This is a genomic window from Paenibacillus sp. JJ-100, assembly GCF_948329825.1.
Lineage (GTDB): Bacteria > Bacillota > Bacilli > Paenibacillales > Paenibacillaceae > Paenibacillus.
In genome coordinates, this window is record NZ_CAOJCM010000001.1 from 1247280 (window position 1) to 1263702 (window position 16423).

The 16423-nt window shown below is 44.3% G+C and carries 13 protein-coding genes; 12 read left to right on the top strand and 1 reads right to left on the bottom strand.

The window, feature by feature from the left end:
- Nucleotides 1–17: 17 nt before the first annotated feature.
- From PQG66_RS05835 to PQG66_RS05860, 6 genes are all read left to right on the top strand, one after another.
- Nucleotides 18–965, top strand: coding sequence for a carbohydrate ABC transporter permease (locus PQG66_RS05835; RefSeq protein WP_272036058.1), 948 nt, complete (start codon nucleotides 18–20; stop codon nucleotides 963–965).
- Between the two features lie 280 nt (nucleotides 966–1245).
- Complete coding sequence (locus PQG66_RS05840; protein ID WP_272036060.1) at nucleotides 1246–2961, top strand: RICIN domain-containing protein; 1716 nt, start codon at nucleotides 1246–1248, stop codon at nucleotides 2959–2961.
- A gap of 247 nt (nucleotides 2962–3208) precedes the next feature.
- Nucleotides 3209–5533, top strand: a complete 2325-nt coding sequence (locus tag PQG66_RS05845; protein WP_272036062.1) for a helix-turn-helix domain-containing protein — start codon at nucleotides 3209–3211, stop codon at nucleotides 5531–5533.
- A gap of 275 nt (nucleotides 5534–5808) precedes the next feature.
- Complete coding sequence (locus tag PQG66_RS05850) at nucleotides 5809–6663, top strand: ABC transporter permease (RefSeq protein WP_442955039.1); 855 nt, start codon at nucleotides 5809–5811, stop codon at nucleotides 6661–6663.
- A 27-nt stretch (nucleotides 6664–6690) separates the two neighbouring features.
- On the top strand, nucleotides 6691–7617 hold the full coding sequence (locus PQG66_RS05855) for a carbohydrate ABC transporter permease (protein ID WP_272036066.1): 927 nt from the start codon (nucleotides 6691–6693) through the stop codon (nucleotides 7615–7617).
- Nucleotides 7618–7632: 15 nt separating this feature from the next.
- Nucleotides 7633–9291, top strand: coding sequence for an ABC transporter substrate-binding protein (locus PQG66_RS05860; protein ID WP_442955013.1), 1659 nt, complete (start codon nucleotides 7633–7635; stop codon nucleotides 9289–9291).
- Nucleotides 9292–9352: 61 nt separating this feature from the next.
- Here PQG66_RS05860 and PQG66_RS05865 read toward each other — a convergent pair whose 3' ends face one another.
- A complete protein-coding gene (locus PQG66_RS05865) occupies nucleotides 9353–10495 on the bottom strand; it encodes a glycosyl hydrolase family 8 (RefSeq protein ID WP_272036070.1) in 1143 nt (380 codons plus the stop codon).
- Nucleotides 10496–10785: 290 nt separating this feature from the next.
- Between PQG66_RS05865 and PQG66_RS05870 the strand changes: the two genes are divergently transcribed.
- The 6 genes from PQG66_RS05870 to PQG66_RS05895 all read left to right on the top strand — a co-directional run bounded on the left by PQG66_RS05870 (nucleotide 10786) and on the right by PQG66_RS05895 (nucleotide 16198).
- Nucleotides 10786–12069, top strand: a complete 1284-nt coding sequence (locus tag PQG66_RS05870) for an SGNH/GDSL hydrolase family protein (RefSeq protein WP_272036076.1) — start codon at nucleotides 10786–10788, stop codon at nucleotides 12067–12069.
- 54 nt (nucleotides 12070–12123) lie between these two features.
- Nucleotides 12124–12891 (top strand): alpha/beta hydrolase, encoded by a 768-nt coding sequence (locus PQG66_RS05875; RefSeq protein WP_272036078.1) that lies wholly within the window; start codon nucleotides 12124–12126, stop codon nucleotides 12889–12891.
- A gap of 38 nt (nucleotides 12892–12929) precedes the next feature.
- The gene (locus tag PQG66_RS05880) at nucleotides 12930–13562 is read left to right on the top strand and encodes a glycoside hydrolase family 11 protein (RefSeq protein WP_272036080.1); all 633 of its coding nucleotides are present in this window, start codon (nucleotides 12930–12932) and stop codon (nucleotides 13560–13562) included.
- Between the two features lie 93 nt (nucleotides 13563–13655).
- Complete coding sequence (locus PQG66_RS05885; protein ID WP_272036082.1) at nucleotides 13656–14498, top strand: formylglycine-generating enzyme family protein; 843 nt, start codon at nucleotides 13656–13658, stop codon at nucleotides 14496–14498.
- Between the two features lie 246 nt (nucleotides 14499–14744).
- Nucleotides 14745–15458, top strand: a complete 714-nt coding sequence (gene bglS, locus PQG66_RS05890) for a beta-glucanase (RefSeq protein WP_272036084.1) — start codon at nucleotides 14745–14747, stop codon at nucleotides 15456–15458.
- Between the two features lie 179 nt (nucleotides 15459–15637).
- A complete protein-coding gene (locus tag PQG66_RS05895; RefSeq protein WP_272036087.1) occupies nucleotides 15638–16198 on the top strand; it encodes a hypothetical protein in 561 nt (186 codons plus the stop codon).
- Nucleotides 16199–16423: the final 225 nt, after the last annotated feature.

A 16423-nucleotide genomic window follows, 5' to 3' on the forward strand; every position in this document is an offset into this window, starting at 1 on the left:
AAAGGAGGGCATTCCGCGTGACGACATCACGATTATTATCGCTCGAGCAGTGGAAGAGCTGGCTATGGGCTGTTATAAGGTTCGTTCTGATCACCGGACTTTCCTTTGTTATTTTATTTCCGATATTTCAAAAAATTTCAACCTCGATTAAGGCCAAGGGAGACCTCTACTCGGCAGTGGTCGTATGGATTCCTCAGAACTTCTCGATCGATAATTTTAAACAGGCCATTCGTGTCATGGATTACTGGGTAACGCTCTTGAATACATTTGCGTTGTCTGCCACTACAACACTGCTCACGACGGCTTCCTGTGCCCTTGCAGGTTACGGATTCGCCAGACTGAAGTTCAAGGGAAGCAATTGGTTGTTTGCAGGAGTTATTCTGACGATTCTGGTGCCACCGACAACCATTCTCATTCCGGTCTACTTGAATCTGAAAAGCTTCGATCTCATGGGCCTCATGACATTGTTCTCGGGGAAGCCGGTTAACTTGCTGAATACGTATTGGCCATTTATTTTGACAGCGATCACTGCGAATTCCCTCAAGGCCGGATTATATATTTTTATTTTCCGTCAGTTCTTCAGAGGTATTCCGAAAGAAGTGGAGGAGGCTGCGTACGTGGACGGCGCAGGGATAAGTCGTACATTCACCCGCATCATGCTGCCTAATGCTATACCATCCATGGTCACCGTTATGCTGTTTTCTTTCGTGTGGCAATGGAATGACAGCTTCTACACTACGACGTATCTGACTTCGAGCAAAGTCATGTCTACTCAGCTCTCGTCACTTCCATACAATCTGGCTCAACAGGTTACAGACGGTGCTGCCTCTCAGGCCGATCCGTTCTATCTTAGTATGATTCAGGATACAGGCATATTGCTTGCGATCCTGCCGTTGATCATCATTTATCTGTTCGTCCAGCGATATTTCGTAGAGAGCGTAGAACGCACGGGGATCGTAGGTTAGGATGCGAAAACAAGAATGTTTGCTTATGGAAAGGAGGCGAGTCTCCTGAGTAGTTCATCATATCCGAGAAATAGTTCTGGCAACGGCGTATATCGTTCGGTATGGCAGAAGCATAATTCTATGCGAAATAACAGCAACCTTTGCTGGATATGGAATGGTTTGCGAGAGCGTGCTCCAACGAAAATGGTCGATTGACCATATATCGGTTGTTCTACACGGCTTGTTGTTAGCTTTTTATCGCAGTAATTGATGCAAATTCATTAGATCAGGAGGAGTAGCAATGAAAAAGATAATTACGTCTTGCAAGCTTTTACTCGTATTAGCACTACTGATCACATTTATTCCCTGGGGAGGCAGCCGGGCTGAAGCTTGGGTTGGTATGCCTATGGGGAAACTACACGTTAGCGGCAAACATCTGGTAAATAGCAACAATCAGCCCGTACTGCTGAATGGATGGCATCAACCATCCGGTGCGTACTGGACCTATCAGGACAGCAATTATTATCTCAATCTTCATGGTAATAATCGTCATGCGGCTACATTAGCTTATCTGAAAGACATTACAGACACGTTTGCGGATACCAGCCCGAAATACGGCAGCAATCATGGTTGGAAAATGAATCAGGTGCGTCTATTCATCGATCGTCAAGATATGGGCGATGTGGCAGCTGGTACATATAACTTTGCCGGTGTGCAGACCGTAACCCAGAACGTCATCATTCCGTATATCCAGTACGCTAAAACCAAAGGTGTATATGTGGTTCTTGGTCTAGACTTCACATTGAAGGATGATCAGGCTACGACATCTGCCAACCTGCAAAAATTCAATCAAATCTGGGGTTATCTTGCCTCCCGTCCTGAGATTAAAAGTGCAGACAACGTTCACTTCGAGCTGATTAACGAGCCGGTGAAGTCTTATGCTAATGGACACTGGGGCGGATATAATGGGGAAAATGACTTTGTGGATCACTGGAATGATCTGCGTAACTTCCAGAATTCCATCATCTCCACTATTCGTAATCAGGGAGCAGACAATGTCATCTGGGCTGCGGGTCTGGGGTACAATCAGTTCTACAGTCTCTCCGCCAGTCATCCGCTCACGGACCCTCTGAACAACTATGGTTATGCGGTTCACTGGTATCCAGGTTACGGAGCATATGACAACTTCAACATTTTACAAGACCAGTGGAATACAAACGTGAAGGCGGCAGCAGATAAATATCCAATTAACATCACAGAAGTAACCTGGTTTAAAAACAAACCTGGAGATTCGGCTTACTGGAATCTGTTTAATGGTAGCAACGAAGGTTTCGGTACAAACACGAAAACCATCTTCAACGCCGCTGGTAATGTCAGCATTGCTGCACATATGAATGGTTTCATTTTGGAACCCGGAGCACGCAGTTCTTTTGCTGACCCTACAGCAGGATTGAAGTGGGACGGTGATGCATCACGCAGTGCCATGGGACGGTTCCTGTTCAACTGGTACAATGAACGTTCTCAAAACTATGGTAGCGGTGGTAATCCAACCAATCCTACGAATCCGACGACAGGTCTTGTTTCGGGAGCAACGTACAAGATCGTAGCACGTCATTCCAATAAGGTGATTGATGTTCCAGGCGGGCAAAATCAGGATAACCTCCAACTTCAGCAGTGGAGTGATCTGGGTGGCAACCCACAGAAGTGGGTGCTGACATCCATTGGAAGTGGCAACTATACGTTGACGAGTGTCAATTCGCCAGATAAAGTGATTGACATTCGCAATGGAACTCAAACGAATGGCGAAGTCGTGCAACTCATGACGAATCTGAACACGACTGCGCAGCATTTCAAGGTTAATGATCTGGGCAATGGATATTGGAGCATTATTAACGTCAACAGTAACAAAGCGATTGAAGTTCAGGGCGCATCTACGTCGGATGGAGCCAAGTTACAACAGAACACCTATACAGGTGCAACGAACCAACAATGGAAATTTGTACTCGTAAGTAATTAACAAGGAGTACGTCGTTGATTTTGGTTCACAGATAAAAATAACCTTTTCGAGTCCATCGATGACTTGGGAAGGTTATTTTGTTGTCTGTCAGTACATTTTAGAAAACAGGTATTATAGGTAGGAGGGTGTAAATGTACCTTAGGGAAGAAGTTGTACCTTCACCCGTCGGAAAAGCCCGTTGTATCATGAAATGACCATTATATACTATTTAATGTAAGCGCTTGATTTGAGAGGAGGGGGAGTACAATTGAAGCAACTATGGTCCAAATCTTCACCGATGTTCCGCCGTTATCTGATATCGTATCTCATCATACTGATGATTCCGCAAATTGCGGGATATGCCTCTTACAGGGCCTCCATTGAAGCTGCTCGGGCCAGTTCGATTGAGAATAGCCTGAAATCCCTGAATCTGGGTAAAGAAATCATTGAACGGAATCTGCTTCAGGTAGAAGCCTTCACAAGACAACTTGCCATTAATCAGGATTTGTCTCGTTTAATTGCAGATCCGAAACCACTTGATGTCTACAATGTTTATGGTATCGGCAAAATGCAAAGTAGTTTATCCATGTACAGCAGTACAAATGAATACCTATCTCATTTTTTTATTCACATACCGAACTACAATGTCATTATTACCCCCACCACGGTCTACTACAGACCAGAACATTATTATGAGGCCAATGCGATGGACGGGATTACTTTTGAACAGTGGAACGAGAATATTCTGAAAAAACCACACTTTAATGAAATTATTCCGCTCCAGAACTACAAGCGTGAAAAAAGCAGCAATGTGCTTGTGACTGCACCGGCCATTACCTTTTTGCAATCTTTGCCGCTGAATAGCTTCAACAAACCGCAGGCGACGATTGGTGTTTTGATTGATGAGGATAAAATGGCCAATCTGACTCAGCACATTGTAGACCAGTACGGCGGTTGGACATTGGTCAGTGATGCCCAAGGCGAGGTTATCTTCTCACGAGGGATAGAGCAGACGGAAGCACAACGTTTGGCACAAAGGCAAGGGGACGATTGGAATGAGGTGCAGCCCACAGCAGATGGACGTCTGCTTATATCCATTCAATCGGATCAGAACGGCTGGAGTTATATGGCAGGCATTCCCGAGGAAGCGTTGATGACCAATGCTGCTCGGATCAAAGAAGTGACGTTAGCGTTTACGCTGGCGGCTCTAACCATTGGATTAGCTGTTGGACTGGTGTTAGCCTACCGAAATAGTGCACCGATCTACAAACTGTTATCTGCCTTTCGGGAACATATCAGTGAACCTTCCGATAAAAGACGTAATGAGTATGACTTCTTGGCAAGCCATATCCATCATTTGATCGCCAACAACCATTCGCTGGAAAATGCACTGAATGAACAGATCCCGCTGTTACGAGATGGATTCATCAAACGACTGCTTACCGGTGAGTTTTATACAACACGAGAACTGGAGGCGATCTCTTCCCAGACCCTTATTTCCATTCATAGCAGTCAAGGAATTACAGGTCTGCTCAAAGTCAACGGTTATGCCAGTCTGGATAGTGAAGAGATGATTCAGGAGCTTGGTGTGGCGAAGTTGATGATTCGACAGACGATCACCGAATGGAACGCTGACATACTGATTACGGACTGGGGTACAGACCAGATTGCTTTTATATGTCCAGTAACCGATACGCCTCTTGATGCAGCAATACATCATTGTGAGTCTGAGCTGGGCAGGTTGAGAGAAGTTATATACCAGGATTACCGAATATCAACAACGATAGGTATAGGAGCTGCCTACGAAGTCTGGAATGATGTGGGGCGTTCGTTTGATGAGGCAAAACAAGCCATGGATTATGCGATCCATATGGGAGGGGACCAGCTTGTTAAATTCAAAGATACGTTGAAGGAAAATGAAATGTATTATTACCCTATTGAGTCAGAGCAGCGGCTGCTGAACACGATCAAGGCTGGGGAAGTGGAGGAAGCTCTTCGTATTCTAGAGCAACTGTTTGCACGAAACTTTGCAGAACGTGACCTCTCTTATGAGATGGTGCAGCAATTCATTATGGAATTGAAAGGAACGTATCTGAAACTGGATGAATCCAAACTTAAACATGATCATTCGTTCACGGGAGAATACAAACACGGCGTCGCAGATATTCAGGTTACTGATTCTATAGCTGCACTGCGGAGCAAATTCAGACGGTTAACTGAAGAGATGTGCCATCAAGTGCTACAAAAAAGATCATCCACACATGCAGATACCGTACAAGATATGATGCGTTACATTGAGAAACATTATAGTGATGCGAACTTGACGATCTGCCGAATCTCCGAACATATGGGAAAATCCGAAAAATTCATCTCCCAGCTATTCAAAGAACACACAGGAGATCATCTTTCCGATTATGTAGAGCGGGTGAGAATTAATGCAGCGTCGGTTCTCTTGCTAGAAAGTGGCCAGACCATTGATGAGATTGCCTTTTCTACCGGATATAACAGTGCGCATTCTTTCCGCAGAGCATTCAAGCGTGTACGTGGTATATCCCCCAGTGCATTTCGGAAAATGGATAAACAGAGCGGGTAATGTACGCTTCGCCTGTTGAACTCATGCGTATATTGTACGTTAATTATCGAGATGTACCTTTACGATTCCTGGAGCTCAAACTTATGATATGAACACAAAGAAAGCGCTACCAATGTAGCTGCTATCTTCAATCATAGAGAAGACGCACTGGGGGGATGATTCTGAGAACAGCTACGACAACAGAACGCAAGTCGGATGTGACACTACGCAGACAATCCACATTACAGCACGCGCTGGCCAGAAGTTTCAGGAGGCACTGGCAGCTTTATCTACTCATTTTGCCTCCGGTGGTATACTTTATTGTTTTCAAATATGTACCGATGGTGAATACAGTTCTCGCGTTTAAGGATTACAACGTCATCAAAGGAATCTGGGGTAGCCCGTGGGCAGGTACCAAGTATTTTGAATTGCTTTTTCAGAACCCGGCATTTCCTATGCTAATCCAAAATACGCTGCTGATCTCGTTCTATAGTTTGATTGTCGGATTTCCAATTCCGATTTTGCTGGCGCTAGCTTTGAACGAAATCAAGAACATGAGGTTCAAGAAAACCGTGCAAATGGTGACTTACGCACCTTATTTCATATCTACAGTCGTCATGGTCTCCATTATCATGCTTTTTCTCTCGCCAAGACTGGGTATTGTGAATACAATTGCGAGCGCACTCGGTTTCGAATCGGTGAATTTTCTAGGGAATCCAGACATGTTTCGCTCGATCTATGTTTTTTCTGACGTGTGGCAGAGCATGGGATATTCAGCAGTCATTTACTTGGCTGCGCTTGCAGGCATCGATCCTTCATTATATGAGGCGGCGAAGGTGGATGGAGCGAATCGACTACAGAAGATCATTAATGTAGATTTGCCCGGCTTGCTGCCAGCGGCTGTTATTATTTTGATTCTGAGCGTTGGTAATATTATGGCTGTGGGCTTCGAAAAAATATATCTGCTGCAAAATCCGCTTAACTTGTCGGCTTCAGAGATCATCTCCACGTACGTATACAAAATGGGACTACTTAATGCGAACTATAGCTTCGCTACAGCCGTTGGATTGTTCAATTCAGTCATCAATTTAATCCTGTTATTGGTTGTCAATGCAGCTGCCAAACGGCTGTCCAACACAAGCTTATGGTAACCAAGCCGAGGGGAGGAGACTCGAAGGATGTCTAATTTACACTCGCAGGCGAGTCGTTCAGGAGCGCACAGAAGCGCCGTTATCCGAGAATCATTAGGCGATCGCCTGTTTATCACGGCCGTTTACATCATTCTGTCACTTGTGCTGGTAGTCGTATTGTATCCCTTAATCTACATTGTAAGTTCGTCCCTCAGCAGTCCAACAGCCGTTTCATCAGGCAAAGTCTGGTTGTGGCCCGTTGATCTATCATTTGAAGGTTACAAAGCGGTATTGCGAAACGATCAAGTGTTGATGGGCTATGCGAACTCGTTGTTTTATACGGCTTGCGGCACGTTTATAAGTGTGGCTATGACCATTATGATTGCTTATCCTCTGTCCAAAAAGACCTTTGTCGGACGCAGCACGTTAATGATTTTTATTACATTCACAATGTTATTTGCCGGCGGGTTGATCCCAACGTATCTGGTTGTCAAATCCCTGGGACTCATTGACACACGCTGGGCGCTATTAATTCCGAATGCGATCTGGGTGTGGCAAGTCATTATCGCACGAACCTTTTTCCAGAATTCCATACCGGATGAGCTATCCGAAGCGGCGGATATTGATGGATGTAGTGATATTCGATTCATTTTCAGTGTGATTCTGCCGCTAGCCAAGCCCATTATAGCCGTATTGGCACTCATGTATGCGGTGGGTCAATGGAACGCTTATTTCGACGCACTGATCTATCTGAAATCACAGTCGCTATACCCGCTACAGCTGATATTACGAAGTATTCTTATTTTAGGCAGCTCAGGGAATATGGATGCTTCCGAAATGATCAAGCAACAGCAGATGGCTGAGCTGATGAAATATTCTTTGATCGTTATGGCCAGCTTACCGGTTTTGATTATTTATCCATTTGTACAACGCTATTTCGTTCAAGGGATGCTGATCGGTTCAGTCAAGGGATAAGTTCAATTACAACACATGAGGGAGAGGATTTTATTGAGGAAAACAAGTGCATTGGTGCTCGCTTGCGTGCTGCTTTTTACATTAGTACTTGCTGGCTGTTCGTCTTCTGAAAAAGGAAGCGGTGAGGTGGATGCGAACGGTAAAGTCTCAATGAATGTGTTCGTGCACCAGGGTTCGGATATGAATCTTGCGACCAACAAGTTCACCAAGAAAATGGAGGAGAAGTTCAACATCCAGTTTAATTGGACGACAGTTCCATTTGATGGGGCTGCTGAAAAAAGACAGATATCCCTTGCTTCCGGGGACTATCCAGATCTCTATCTTCTAATCCCATGGGTGGATCGTTTCTCACAGACAGACTTATTGAAATTTGGACAACAAGGTGTTATCTTACCGCTTAATGATCTCATTGAACAGCACGCACCGAATATTAAGAAAGTACTTGATAGCAACGAATACTATAAAGCGATGAATACAGCTCCAGACGGCAAAATCTATGGATTGACTGGCCTCAATGAATGTTTTCACTGTTCGTACCCCAACAAAATGTGGGTGAACACCAAGTGGATGGAGCAGCTCAACATTAAAGAGCCAACAACGACAGAAGAGTTCCGGGAAATGCTGAGAGCATTCAAAACAAAAGATCCGAACGGAAATGGAAAGGCAGATGAAGTGCCACTAAGTGGTTCTACCGAGAACTTCGGTGTACACATTATTCCGTATCTGATGAATGGTTTCATCTATGACGATGACCGGAATTATCTCATCCTGAATCAAGGCAAAGTCGAAACCGTGGCTAATAAACCCGAATGGAAAGAAGGTCTTACGTATATCAAGTCTCTATATGATGAAGGGCTGATTGACCCGGGAGCTTTTACCCAAAATGTAGGAGCCTTCAAGAAAATAGGAGATAACGCTGATGTACAACTACTAGGTGCAGGTGCGGCCATGCATCCCTCTTTATTCGTAACTACAGCTGAGGGCTCACCGTACGGCAATGACTACAATCCAATTCCACCTCTTAAAGGACCGCATACTGAATATGCATCGTACAATTACCCCATAGATCCAGGTGCAACTTTTGTATTGACGAACAAAGCTAGTGAGCCAACGCAGATCGCAGCAATCAAGATGCTGGACTACTTTTATACGCAAGAAGGGGCCATGGCTTCTTATCTCGGAGAAGAGAATGTAAGTTGGCGCAAACCGAAAGAGGGTGAAGTAGCTCTTAATGATCAGGTTCAGCCGCTCTATAAAGCCATTCCACTTCCTTCGGGAGAAGAACCCCGTAATGACAGCTGGTCTGCACTGAGCCAGTACAATCATCACCGGGCATATCGTGATGCAGAAGTGCAAGGGACGGACATCTATGCGAACGATGGATATGAACGTCGTTTATACGAAGCAACATTGATCATGGAAGGCAAGGAACCGAAAGAGGTATTCCCGCACTGGGCATTATGGGTTGATCCAACACTTGCGGATGAAACCAGCATGATGCAAACCAATATCAAGGATTATATTGACCAGAACGCCTTACAATTCATCACAGGGGCGAAGAGCTTGGATAAAGACTGGGATGAGTACGTGAAAGGACTGGAAGGCTTGAATATGAATCGTTATCTGGAAATTATGCAATCCGCTTATGATGCATCATCTGTGTCATCCAAGTAAAGCACACAAAAAGACGTGTCGGTCGCATCTCCGCGGCCCACACGTCTTTAATGTTGTTCACTTAATACATCCGATACTTCCCGCTTAAGGCGAGCATCGTAAAAAAGTAAAGACAGTTATCATAATAGCGTCGTTTTCCCTGACGGAGTGGTGTCTCCCAGAACAGATGAACGAAGAAATCGGAATGAGGACCATCCGCTGCAAGTGAAGCCATCGCATTGGTTGCCAGCAAACCTATAGGGTGCAGAGCTGGCTCATCAAAAGGCACACCTTCAATCGTATATCTACGGTAATCTGATACGTCGATGTCACTGAAAAAAGCTTGAATTCGATTGGATTGTTGCACTTGCCAAGGATCTTTGCGGAACCAAGACCAGTCTAGTGCAATATTAGCTGCTACACGATAAGCATCACTGTAAAAATGCCTGAAATCACCATGCGGCTGAATGGGGGCTGGAGTCCCATCATAATTGGCATATTCGGGCGAAAGCCCGGTTACGGGATGACAGGCTGTACGCAGATAAGCGCGACTTGACTCGGCAGCTTCTTTCCAAAATGTCTGATCTGCTTCGTTGGCGTATTCCGCAAACAGTTCATAGAAATGGGGGAGATGATAGGATGGATCACTAAAAGGTGACTCTGGAATGAACTTGATTAACCGATTGCTCGGTTCCCACATGGGGTCTCCCTCACCTTGTTCTCCTTGATGCAGACAGGCATGAAGAATCTTCCGGGCTTGAGTTTTGTAGTCATAAGGTGGGGGGCCGTCTCCCCAGCGATTGGAGGCAAAAAACAAAGCCATAGCAAAAAATTCTTCACCGTCAGGAGCAGGTCCTGGAGACAACCGAGTTCCGTCGGGCTTGCAATGCCATGCAAAATAATCTTTGTATCGTCCTTCGGAATGCTGCATGTAGGTAAGTGCATAATTCCATAGACGGTCAAATTCCTCCTTTTTATCCATCTGCACAGCCATCATCATGCCGTAGGACATACCTTCGGAACGAACATCGTCGTTACCTGTGTCTAGCATATACCCTTTATCTTCGCCTACAGGATAGTAGATTCGAGTATCTTCATCCCCATAGAATAGTTCATTCCACGTCTGGTTTAGTCTTGCGTTGATTTCTTCCTCACTATATCCCACTTGTAAAAACCGATTGACATAAGCACCTGTATCATAAGCACTTTTTTGGATTGAATTCATGGGCTCCTCCTTGTGATAATGCCTTATATTTTGCAAGTATACCATTCATGATACTACTCAAAATAAAGCGTTTACATGGAAAATTATAGGTGTATTATACCATCTATTTCCATTTAGTGTTACGCATGATATATTTAGTCAAGTCCTATAGTTTATCAGGTTGCTGTTAAATTATGTAAGGGCTACACTCGAAGAGAAGAACCGCCTGATTTCGACATCATTCAAGCTTAGGTTCTTCACAAGCAACACTTTGAGTGTCATTTTTGACTGAAAGGTGGTGAGGATGTAGTATGATTGACGATTCAGGAGATGTAGATCAGATTCAAGGAATCCATGCACCGCGTGACCCTGATCGTGTTGCGACTTCACCCAGTGAGGATGACCTCGATTACGCTTCACCTGCTTATCTTGACATGATCGACAGATCACTCCTGAGTTCAGGGAACAATGTCAGATTGAAGCAAGCGATCGAGAAGGCCAAACGAGGTGAACATGTAACTATTGCATTTATCGGGGGATCTATTACTCATGGCGCTGGTGCAACACCGATTCATCTCCAAAATTATGCCTATCATACCTATGAACATTTCAAAAAAATGTTCACTCCTTTGAACAGCAATGCAATTCAGCTGATTAAGGCAGGTGTAGGCGGGACGCCCTCAGAATTAGGCGTCATACGTTATGAGCGGGATGTGCTTCGTGATGGTAGCGTGAAGCCGGACATTGTCATTGTTGAGTTTGCGGTAAACGATGCTGATGATGAGACACGTGGAAATTGTTACGAGAGCTTAGTATTGAAAGCGCTTGCTTCGGATAACGATCCAGCGGTCATCCTGCTTTTCAGTGTATTTAAAAACGATTGGAATCTTCAGGATCGTCTTACACCAGTAGGGTTTCATTATGATCTGCCCATGGTGAGTATGAAGGATGCCCTTGTTGAGCAATTTCAGAAGACGAAAGACGAGGGTCGCGTTATAACCAAAGAACAGTACTTTCATGACATCTATCATCCCACCAATACAGGCCATCGAATTATGGCTGATGCACTGGCTAATCTGTTCCGTGTTACAGACTGTTCAGATCTGGACCAAGAAGTGAATGAACTCAAAAAGTTGCCGATCATCGGGAACGATTATATGAATGTTAAACTGTTGGATCGGAAGAACGCAGAACAGATTGCCCATATTCACACAGGCAACTTCTGTCACACGGATACTGATCTGCAGATGGCAGAGATGGACGATCATGCAAATGCTACGGCGCTTTTTCCAAATAATTGGATGTACATCGGTGACGAAACAGCAGGTGACAATGGGTTTAAACTACATTTACGCTGTAGTCGTCTCATTTTAATCTTCAAAGACTCAGGCGACGAAATATTCGGCACAGCCCATATTAAGGTGGATGGCAAAATGGCCAAAGAGGCTGATCCACATCAGGTGAACTGGACACATTGCCATGTCATGATCCTTCTTAGTCATGAAGAAGTCGATGAACATGTTATCGAGATTGACATGGCTCTAGGCCATGAGGACAAGCGGTTCACTATCTTGGGTTTTGGATACGTTGATTAACAGAACTGGTATGAAGTCTAGAGGACCATGCTAACCGTGAAGGGAGTAGGATCAATGATAGCTTCAGCATCGGCTGGTTTTGACCAGTATCGTGATAACATAACACATGGTGTGGTAGAGACGATAGAGTACAATTCCACAACGGTTGGCAACGTGCGTAAAGCGATGGTATATCTGCCACCATGTTTTTCTTCGGAAATGACTTATCCTGTACTCTATCTGCTGCACGGAATTGGAGGGGATGAGAAGGAGTGGCATACCCATGGCTCTCCAGCAATCATCCTGGACAACCTCTACGCTGATGACCTCATTCAGCCCATGATTGTCGTTTGCCCGAATGGGCGTGCAATGTCTAATGATCGGGCAGAGGGCGATTTATTTGAATCAGAGAAAATTCGTGCTTTTGAACGGTTTGAATCGGATCTCATGCAGGATCTTATCCCACATATAGAGTCCTGCTACCCAGTAGCTCAAACGAGGGATAGGAGAGCCATTGCAGGCTTGTCTATGGGAGGAGGTCAGTCCTTAAATATTGGCCTTCGTAACCTGGACCATTTTACATGGATCGGTGCTTTTTCCGCAGCACCCAATACTAAATCGCCAGAGTTTCTTGTACCCGATCCTGCTGAAACATCGTCACTTCTATCCTTGTTGTGGCTGTCTTGTGGAGATCAAGATAATCTTATTCAGATTAGTGCTGATGTTCATGAGTATCTGAAACAACAAGGTATACCTCATATTTGGTATGAAGAGAGCGGAGGGCATGATTGGCCTGTGTGGAAGAATGATCTATATCTCTTCTCACAGCGTCTCTTCAAATGAGAAGACAAATAAAATATATTATTGGGAGGTTTCTCACTATGTTCAAATTCGGCAAAAAATTGTTGACTGTTGTTCTTGCAGCTTCTATGAGTTTAGGTGTGTTCGCAGCTACTACAGGTGCTACTGATTACTGGCAGAACTGGACAGATGGTGGGGGTTACGTCAATGCCGTGAACGGTTCTGGTGGTAATTACAGCGTAAACTGGCAAAACACAGGGAATTTTGTCGTTGGTAAAGGCTGGACTTACGGCACACCTAATCGTGTGGTTAACTACAACGCGGGTGTATTTTCACCTTCCGGCAATGGCTATCTGACGTTTTATGGCTGGACCCGGAATGCACTTATTGAATACTACGTAGTAGATAACTGGGGCACATACCGCCCGACTGGAACTTATAAAGGGACGGTAAACAGTGACGGTGGTACGTATGACATCTATACTACGATGAGATACAATCAGCCATCCATTGATGGGTATTCAACATTCCCGCAATACTGGAGTGTTAGACAATCCAAACGTCCAATCGGTGTAAACTCCCAAATTACGTTCCAGAACCACGTAAATGCGTGGGCGAGCAAAGGAATGTACTTGGGTAACAGCTGGTCCTATCAAGTTATGGCAACCGAAGGATACCAAAGTAGCGGTAGCTCAAACGTGACTGTTTGGTAAGCGCTACCAATTTAATTGGCTAAGGCAAACTCAAGCAAGGCAGGTCGTTGGATCTGTCTTGCTCTCAATTTCCGTTTTAAAGGAGACTTCCAGATGAGAAAGTGGATGGTATTTCTACTCATCGCAGCTGTTGTTGGATTAAGTGCATGTTCGGCAGCCAGCAGTTCCACCGTGAGCGATGATCTTGTGTTGGTAGAGGGTGGGGCATTCAAAAGCAGTAAAACCAGTTATAGCGGCAAAGGTATTACATTGTCTGACTTTTACATTGGAAAATATGAAGTGACCCAGAAGCAATGGGCTGACGTTATGGGGGACAATCCCTCCGCTTTCAAGGGTGAAGAACGACCCGTTGAACGGGTGAGCTGGTACGATGCAATCGAGTACTGTAATGCACGTAGCATTAAGGAAAACCTGAAACCTTATTACACGATTGATAAAGAAACCATGGATACGAATAATAAGAATGAAAATGATAATGTCAAATGGACTGTAACCATCAATGAAGATGCGAATGGATATCGTCTGCCTACGGCAGAAGAATGGGAATATGCCGCAAGTGGCGGACAAAAGAGTGAGAATTTTACTTATAGCGGAAGCAACAATCCAGATGAAGTGGCATGGTACTGGATGAATGCCGGAGAAAAACCATTAACAGGAGACTGGAACTGGCCTGCAATCGAAAATAATCGGAATCAAACGAAGCCAGTCGGTCAGCAAAAGGCAAACGAGTTAGGGATTTTTGATATGTCCGGCAATGTGAGAGAGTGGTGCTGGGACTGGCACAAACATCCGGAAACCCCGGACAACACCTGGAGAGTCAGCAAGGGAGGCGGCTGGGTCAGTAGTGTAAATACAGAAGAGATTTCATATCCAGGAAAATTTGATGCGAATGGGATTGGTCCCGATCAGGGATTGCGAATCGTACGTACTAAATAACGGGGCCTTTCATAACGAAAGGTCTTTTTTGAACAACATATTCTTTAGAAGGGAGTTATCTTTAAATGTGAATATGAAATCTTTAAACTTTTCTATAGTTGGCTCATTATCAACTAGATAAAATGGAAATACCAACCATGTAAGCGTTTTATAAATAGTGACAAACTCATCACTGATCGTTCAATTTAAGGAGTGATGGTGTTGTTCGTTCGTTTACACGGTTGGAATCATTGATGGAGGTGTAGGATGAAAAGGAAAACATGTTTTACATTAATGGTATCAGGTGTGGTTTCGTTATTTATTTCGGTAAGCGCTTTCGCCGGGTGGGTGTTTTGGGAACCACTGACGTATCACAATGCAAGTACTTGGCAGAAGGCGGACGGTTATTCTAACGGTTCCATGTTTAACTGTACATGGCGAGCAAACAATGCTAATTTCACGAATGATGGCAAGCTGCGGTTGAGCCTGACCAGTCCTTCGAACAACAAATTTGATTGCGGAGAGTACCGGTCTACGAATAAATATAGTTATGGGCTGTATGAAGTAAGCATGAAACCAGCCAAGAACACAGGAATTGTATCCTCATTCTTCACATACACAGGTCCTAGTGATGGTACACAATGGGATGAGATTGATATTGAATTCCTCGGCAAAGATACGACAAAAGTGCAATTTAACTATTACACGAATGGCGTGGGAGGGCATGAAAAAATTATAAATCTAGGCTTTGATGCTTCCCAGGGATTCCATACGTATGCATTTGATTGGCAACCTGGACATATCAAGTGGTATGTAGATGGTGTGCTGAAACATACAGCTACAACGAATATTCCTAAGACACCAGGAAAAATTATGATGAACATCTGGAATGGAATCGGTGTCGATAGTTGGCTTGGATCATATAACGGAGCTAATCCACTACACGCAGAGTATGATTGGGTGAGGTATACAAGTAATTAAAAAAACTTCATGATCCGATCTGCGAAAATGGAATACATGTATGAACAGGGGGAGCTTGATCTAAGCTCCTCTGTTTTTTATTTTTTTCATACTTTACAGAACGGACATGACGTAAGATGATGAGTTGAAAGAGGAGTTAAAATGATATGCAGAGAGGATATGGATAGGTGAAGAGAAACATGGATCATAAACAAAATCAATCATCCGAACAGTTAATTGAACTTTTAGGTCAATTATATGATGCCAAACAGGTACAAGCCTTAATGGAGCCTTTTGGAGTGAAGAGAATGACGAAACCAGAGGGACCTTTTCATGATGATATCATCTGGTCTGTCAAAGCATCGGTTCGAATTGACGTTTATCGCTCTCCCAAAATCAATACGTTAACGGGGCGTGATGATTTCCCTACCGATGAGTGGATCGTTGGAGCCATTCATTTCCTTGCACCGGGATCGGACGATCGGATCAAGAAAACGTTCCCCGGACAACTGCCCAAAGGGTTAACGATGAATGCAACACCTGACGATTGGATCGATGTATATGGTCAACCGGATATCTATGAACAAGGTGACTGGCTTGGAGGAAGTGGGCCTTATCTGGCATGGCGCAAGTCCAGTATGAATATATCCGTTGAATATGAAACCGATGAGAACAGCAGTGTGATGATTTGTGTTAAGTTCTGTCTGATTGGCTGCATGAGTGCTTGGAAAAGTGATTACCCGGAAGTTTTTGCCCCCTGATCCATACAAGTGATAAATGTGAACAGCGAGATTGTACTAATCCAACATCCGTATTCACTTTTTAATATCCTAAATTATTGCAATAAATGTTGTAATATTAGTATGGGCATGCTTGTGAGCATTCATTATGATGGACTCTGTAGACAACAACACTACATAGACAGGGGGACACACAAGTTGAGAACAAGTAAGAAAAGAAAGGTTGGCGGCTTCGCCTTAGCAGGA

Bases quoted from the DNA above. Each gene is read 5' to 3' on its own strand.
- PQG66_RS05840 (WP_272036060.1), top strand. From the start codon at position 1,246: ATGAAAAAGATAATTACGTCTTGCAAGCTTTTACTCGTATTAGCACTA.
- PQG66_RS05855 (WP_272036066.1), top strand. From the start codon at position 6,691: ATGTCTAATTTACACTCGCAGGCGAGTCGTTCAGGAGCGCACAGAAGC.
- PQG66_RS05860 (WP_442955013.1), top strand. From the start codon at position 7,633: ATGAGGGAGAGGATTTTATTGAGGAAAACAAGTGCATTGGTGCTCGCT.
- PQG66_RS05865 (WP_272036070.1), bottom strand. From the start codon at position 10,495: ATGAATTCAATCCAAAAAAGTGCTTATGATACAGGTGCTTATGTCAAT.
- PQG66_RS05870 (WP_272036076.1), top strand. From the start codon at position 10,786: ATGATTGACGATTCAGGAGATGTAGATCAGATTCAAGGAATCCATGCA.
- PQG66_RS05875 (WP_272036078.1), top strand. From the start codon at position 12,124: ATGATAGCTTCAGCATCGGCTGGTTTTGACCAGTATCGTGATAACATA.
- PQG66_RS05880 (WP_272036080.1), top strand. From the start codon at position 12,930: ATGTTCAAATTCGGCAAAAAATTGTTGACTGTTGTTCTTGCAGCTTCT.
- PQG66_RS05885 (WP_272036082.1), top strand. From the start codon at position 13,656: ATGAGAAAGTGGATGGTATTTCTACTCATCGCAGCTGTTGTTGGATTA.
- bglS (WP_272036084.1), top strand. From the start codon at position 14,745: ATGAAAAGGAAAACATGTTTTACATTAATGGTATCAGGTGTGGTTTCG.
- PQG66_RS05895 (WP_272036087.1), top strand. From the start codon at position 15,638: ATGGATCATAAACAAAATCAATCATCCGAACAGTTAATTGAACTTTTA.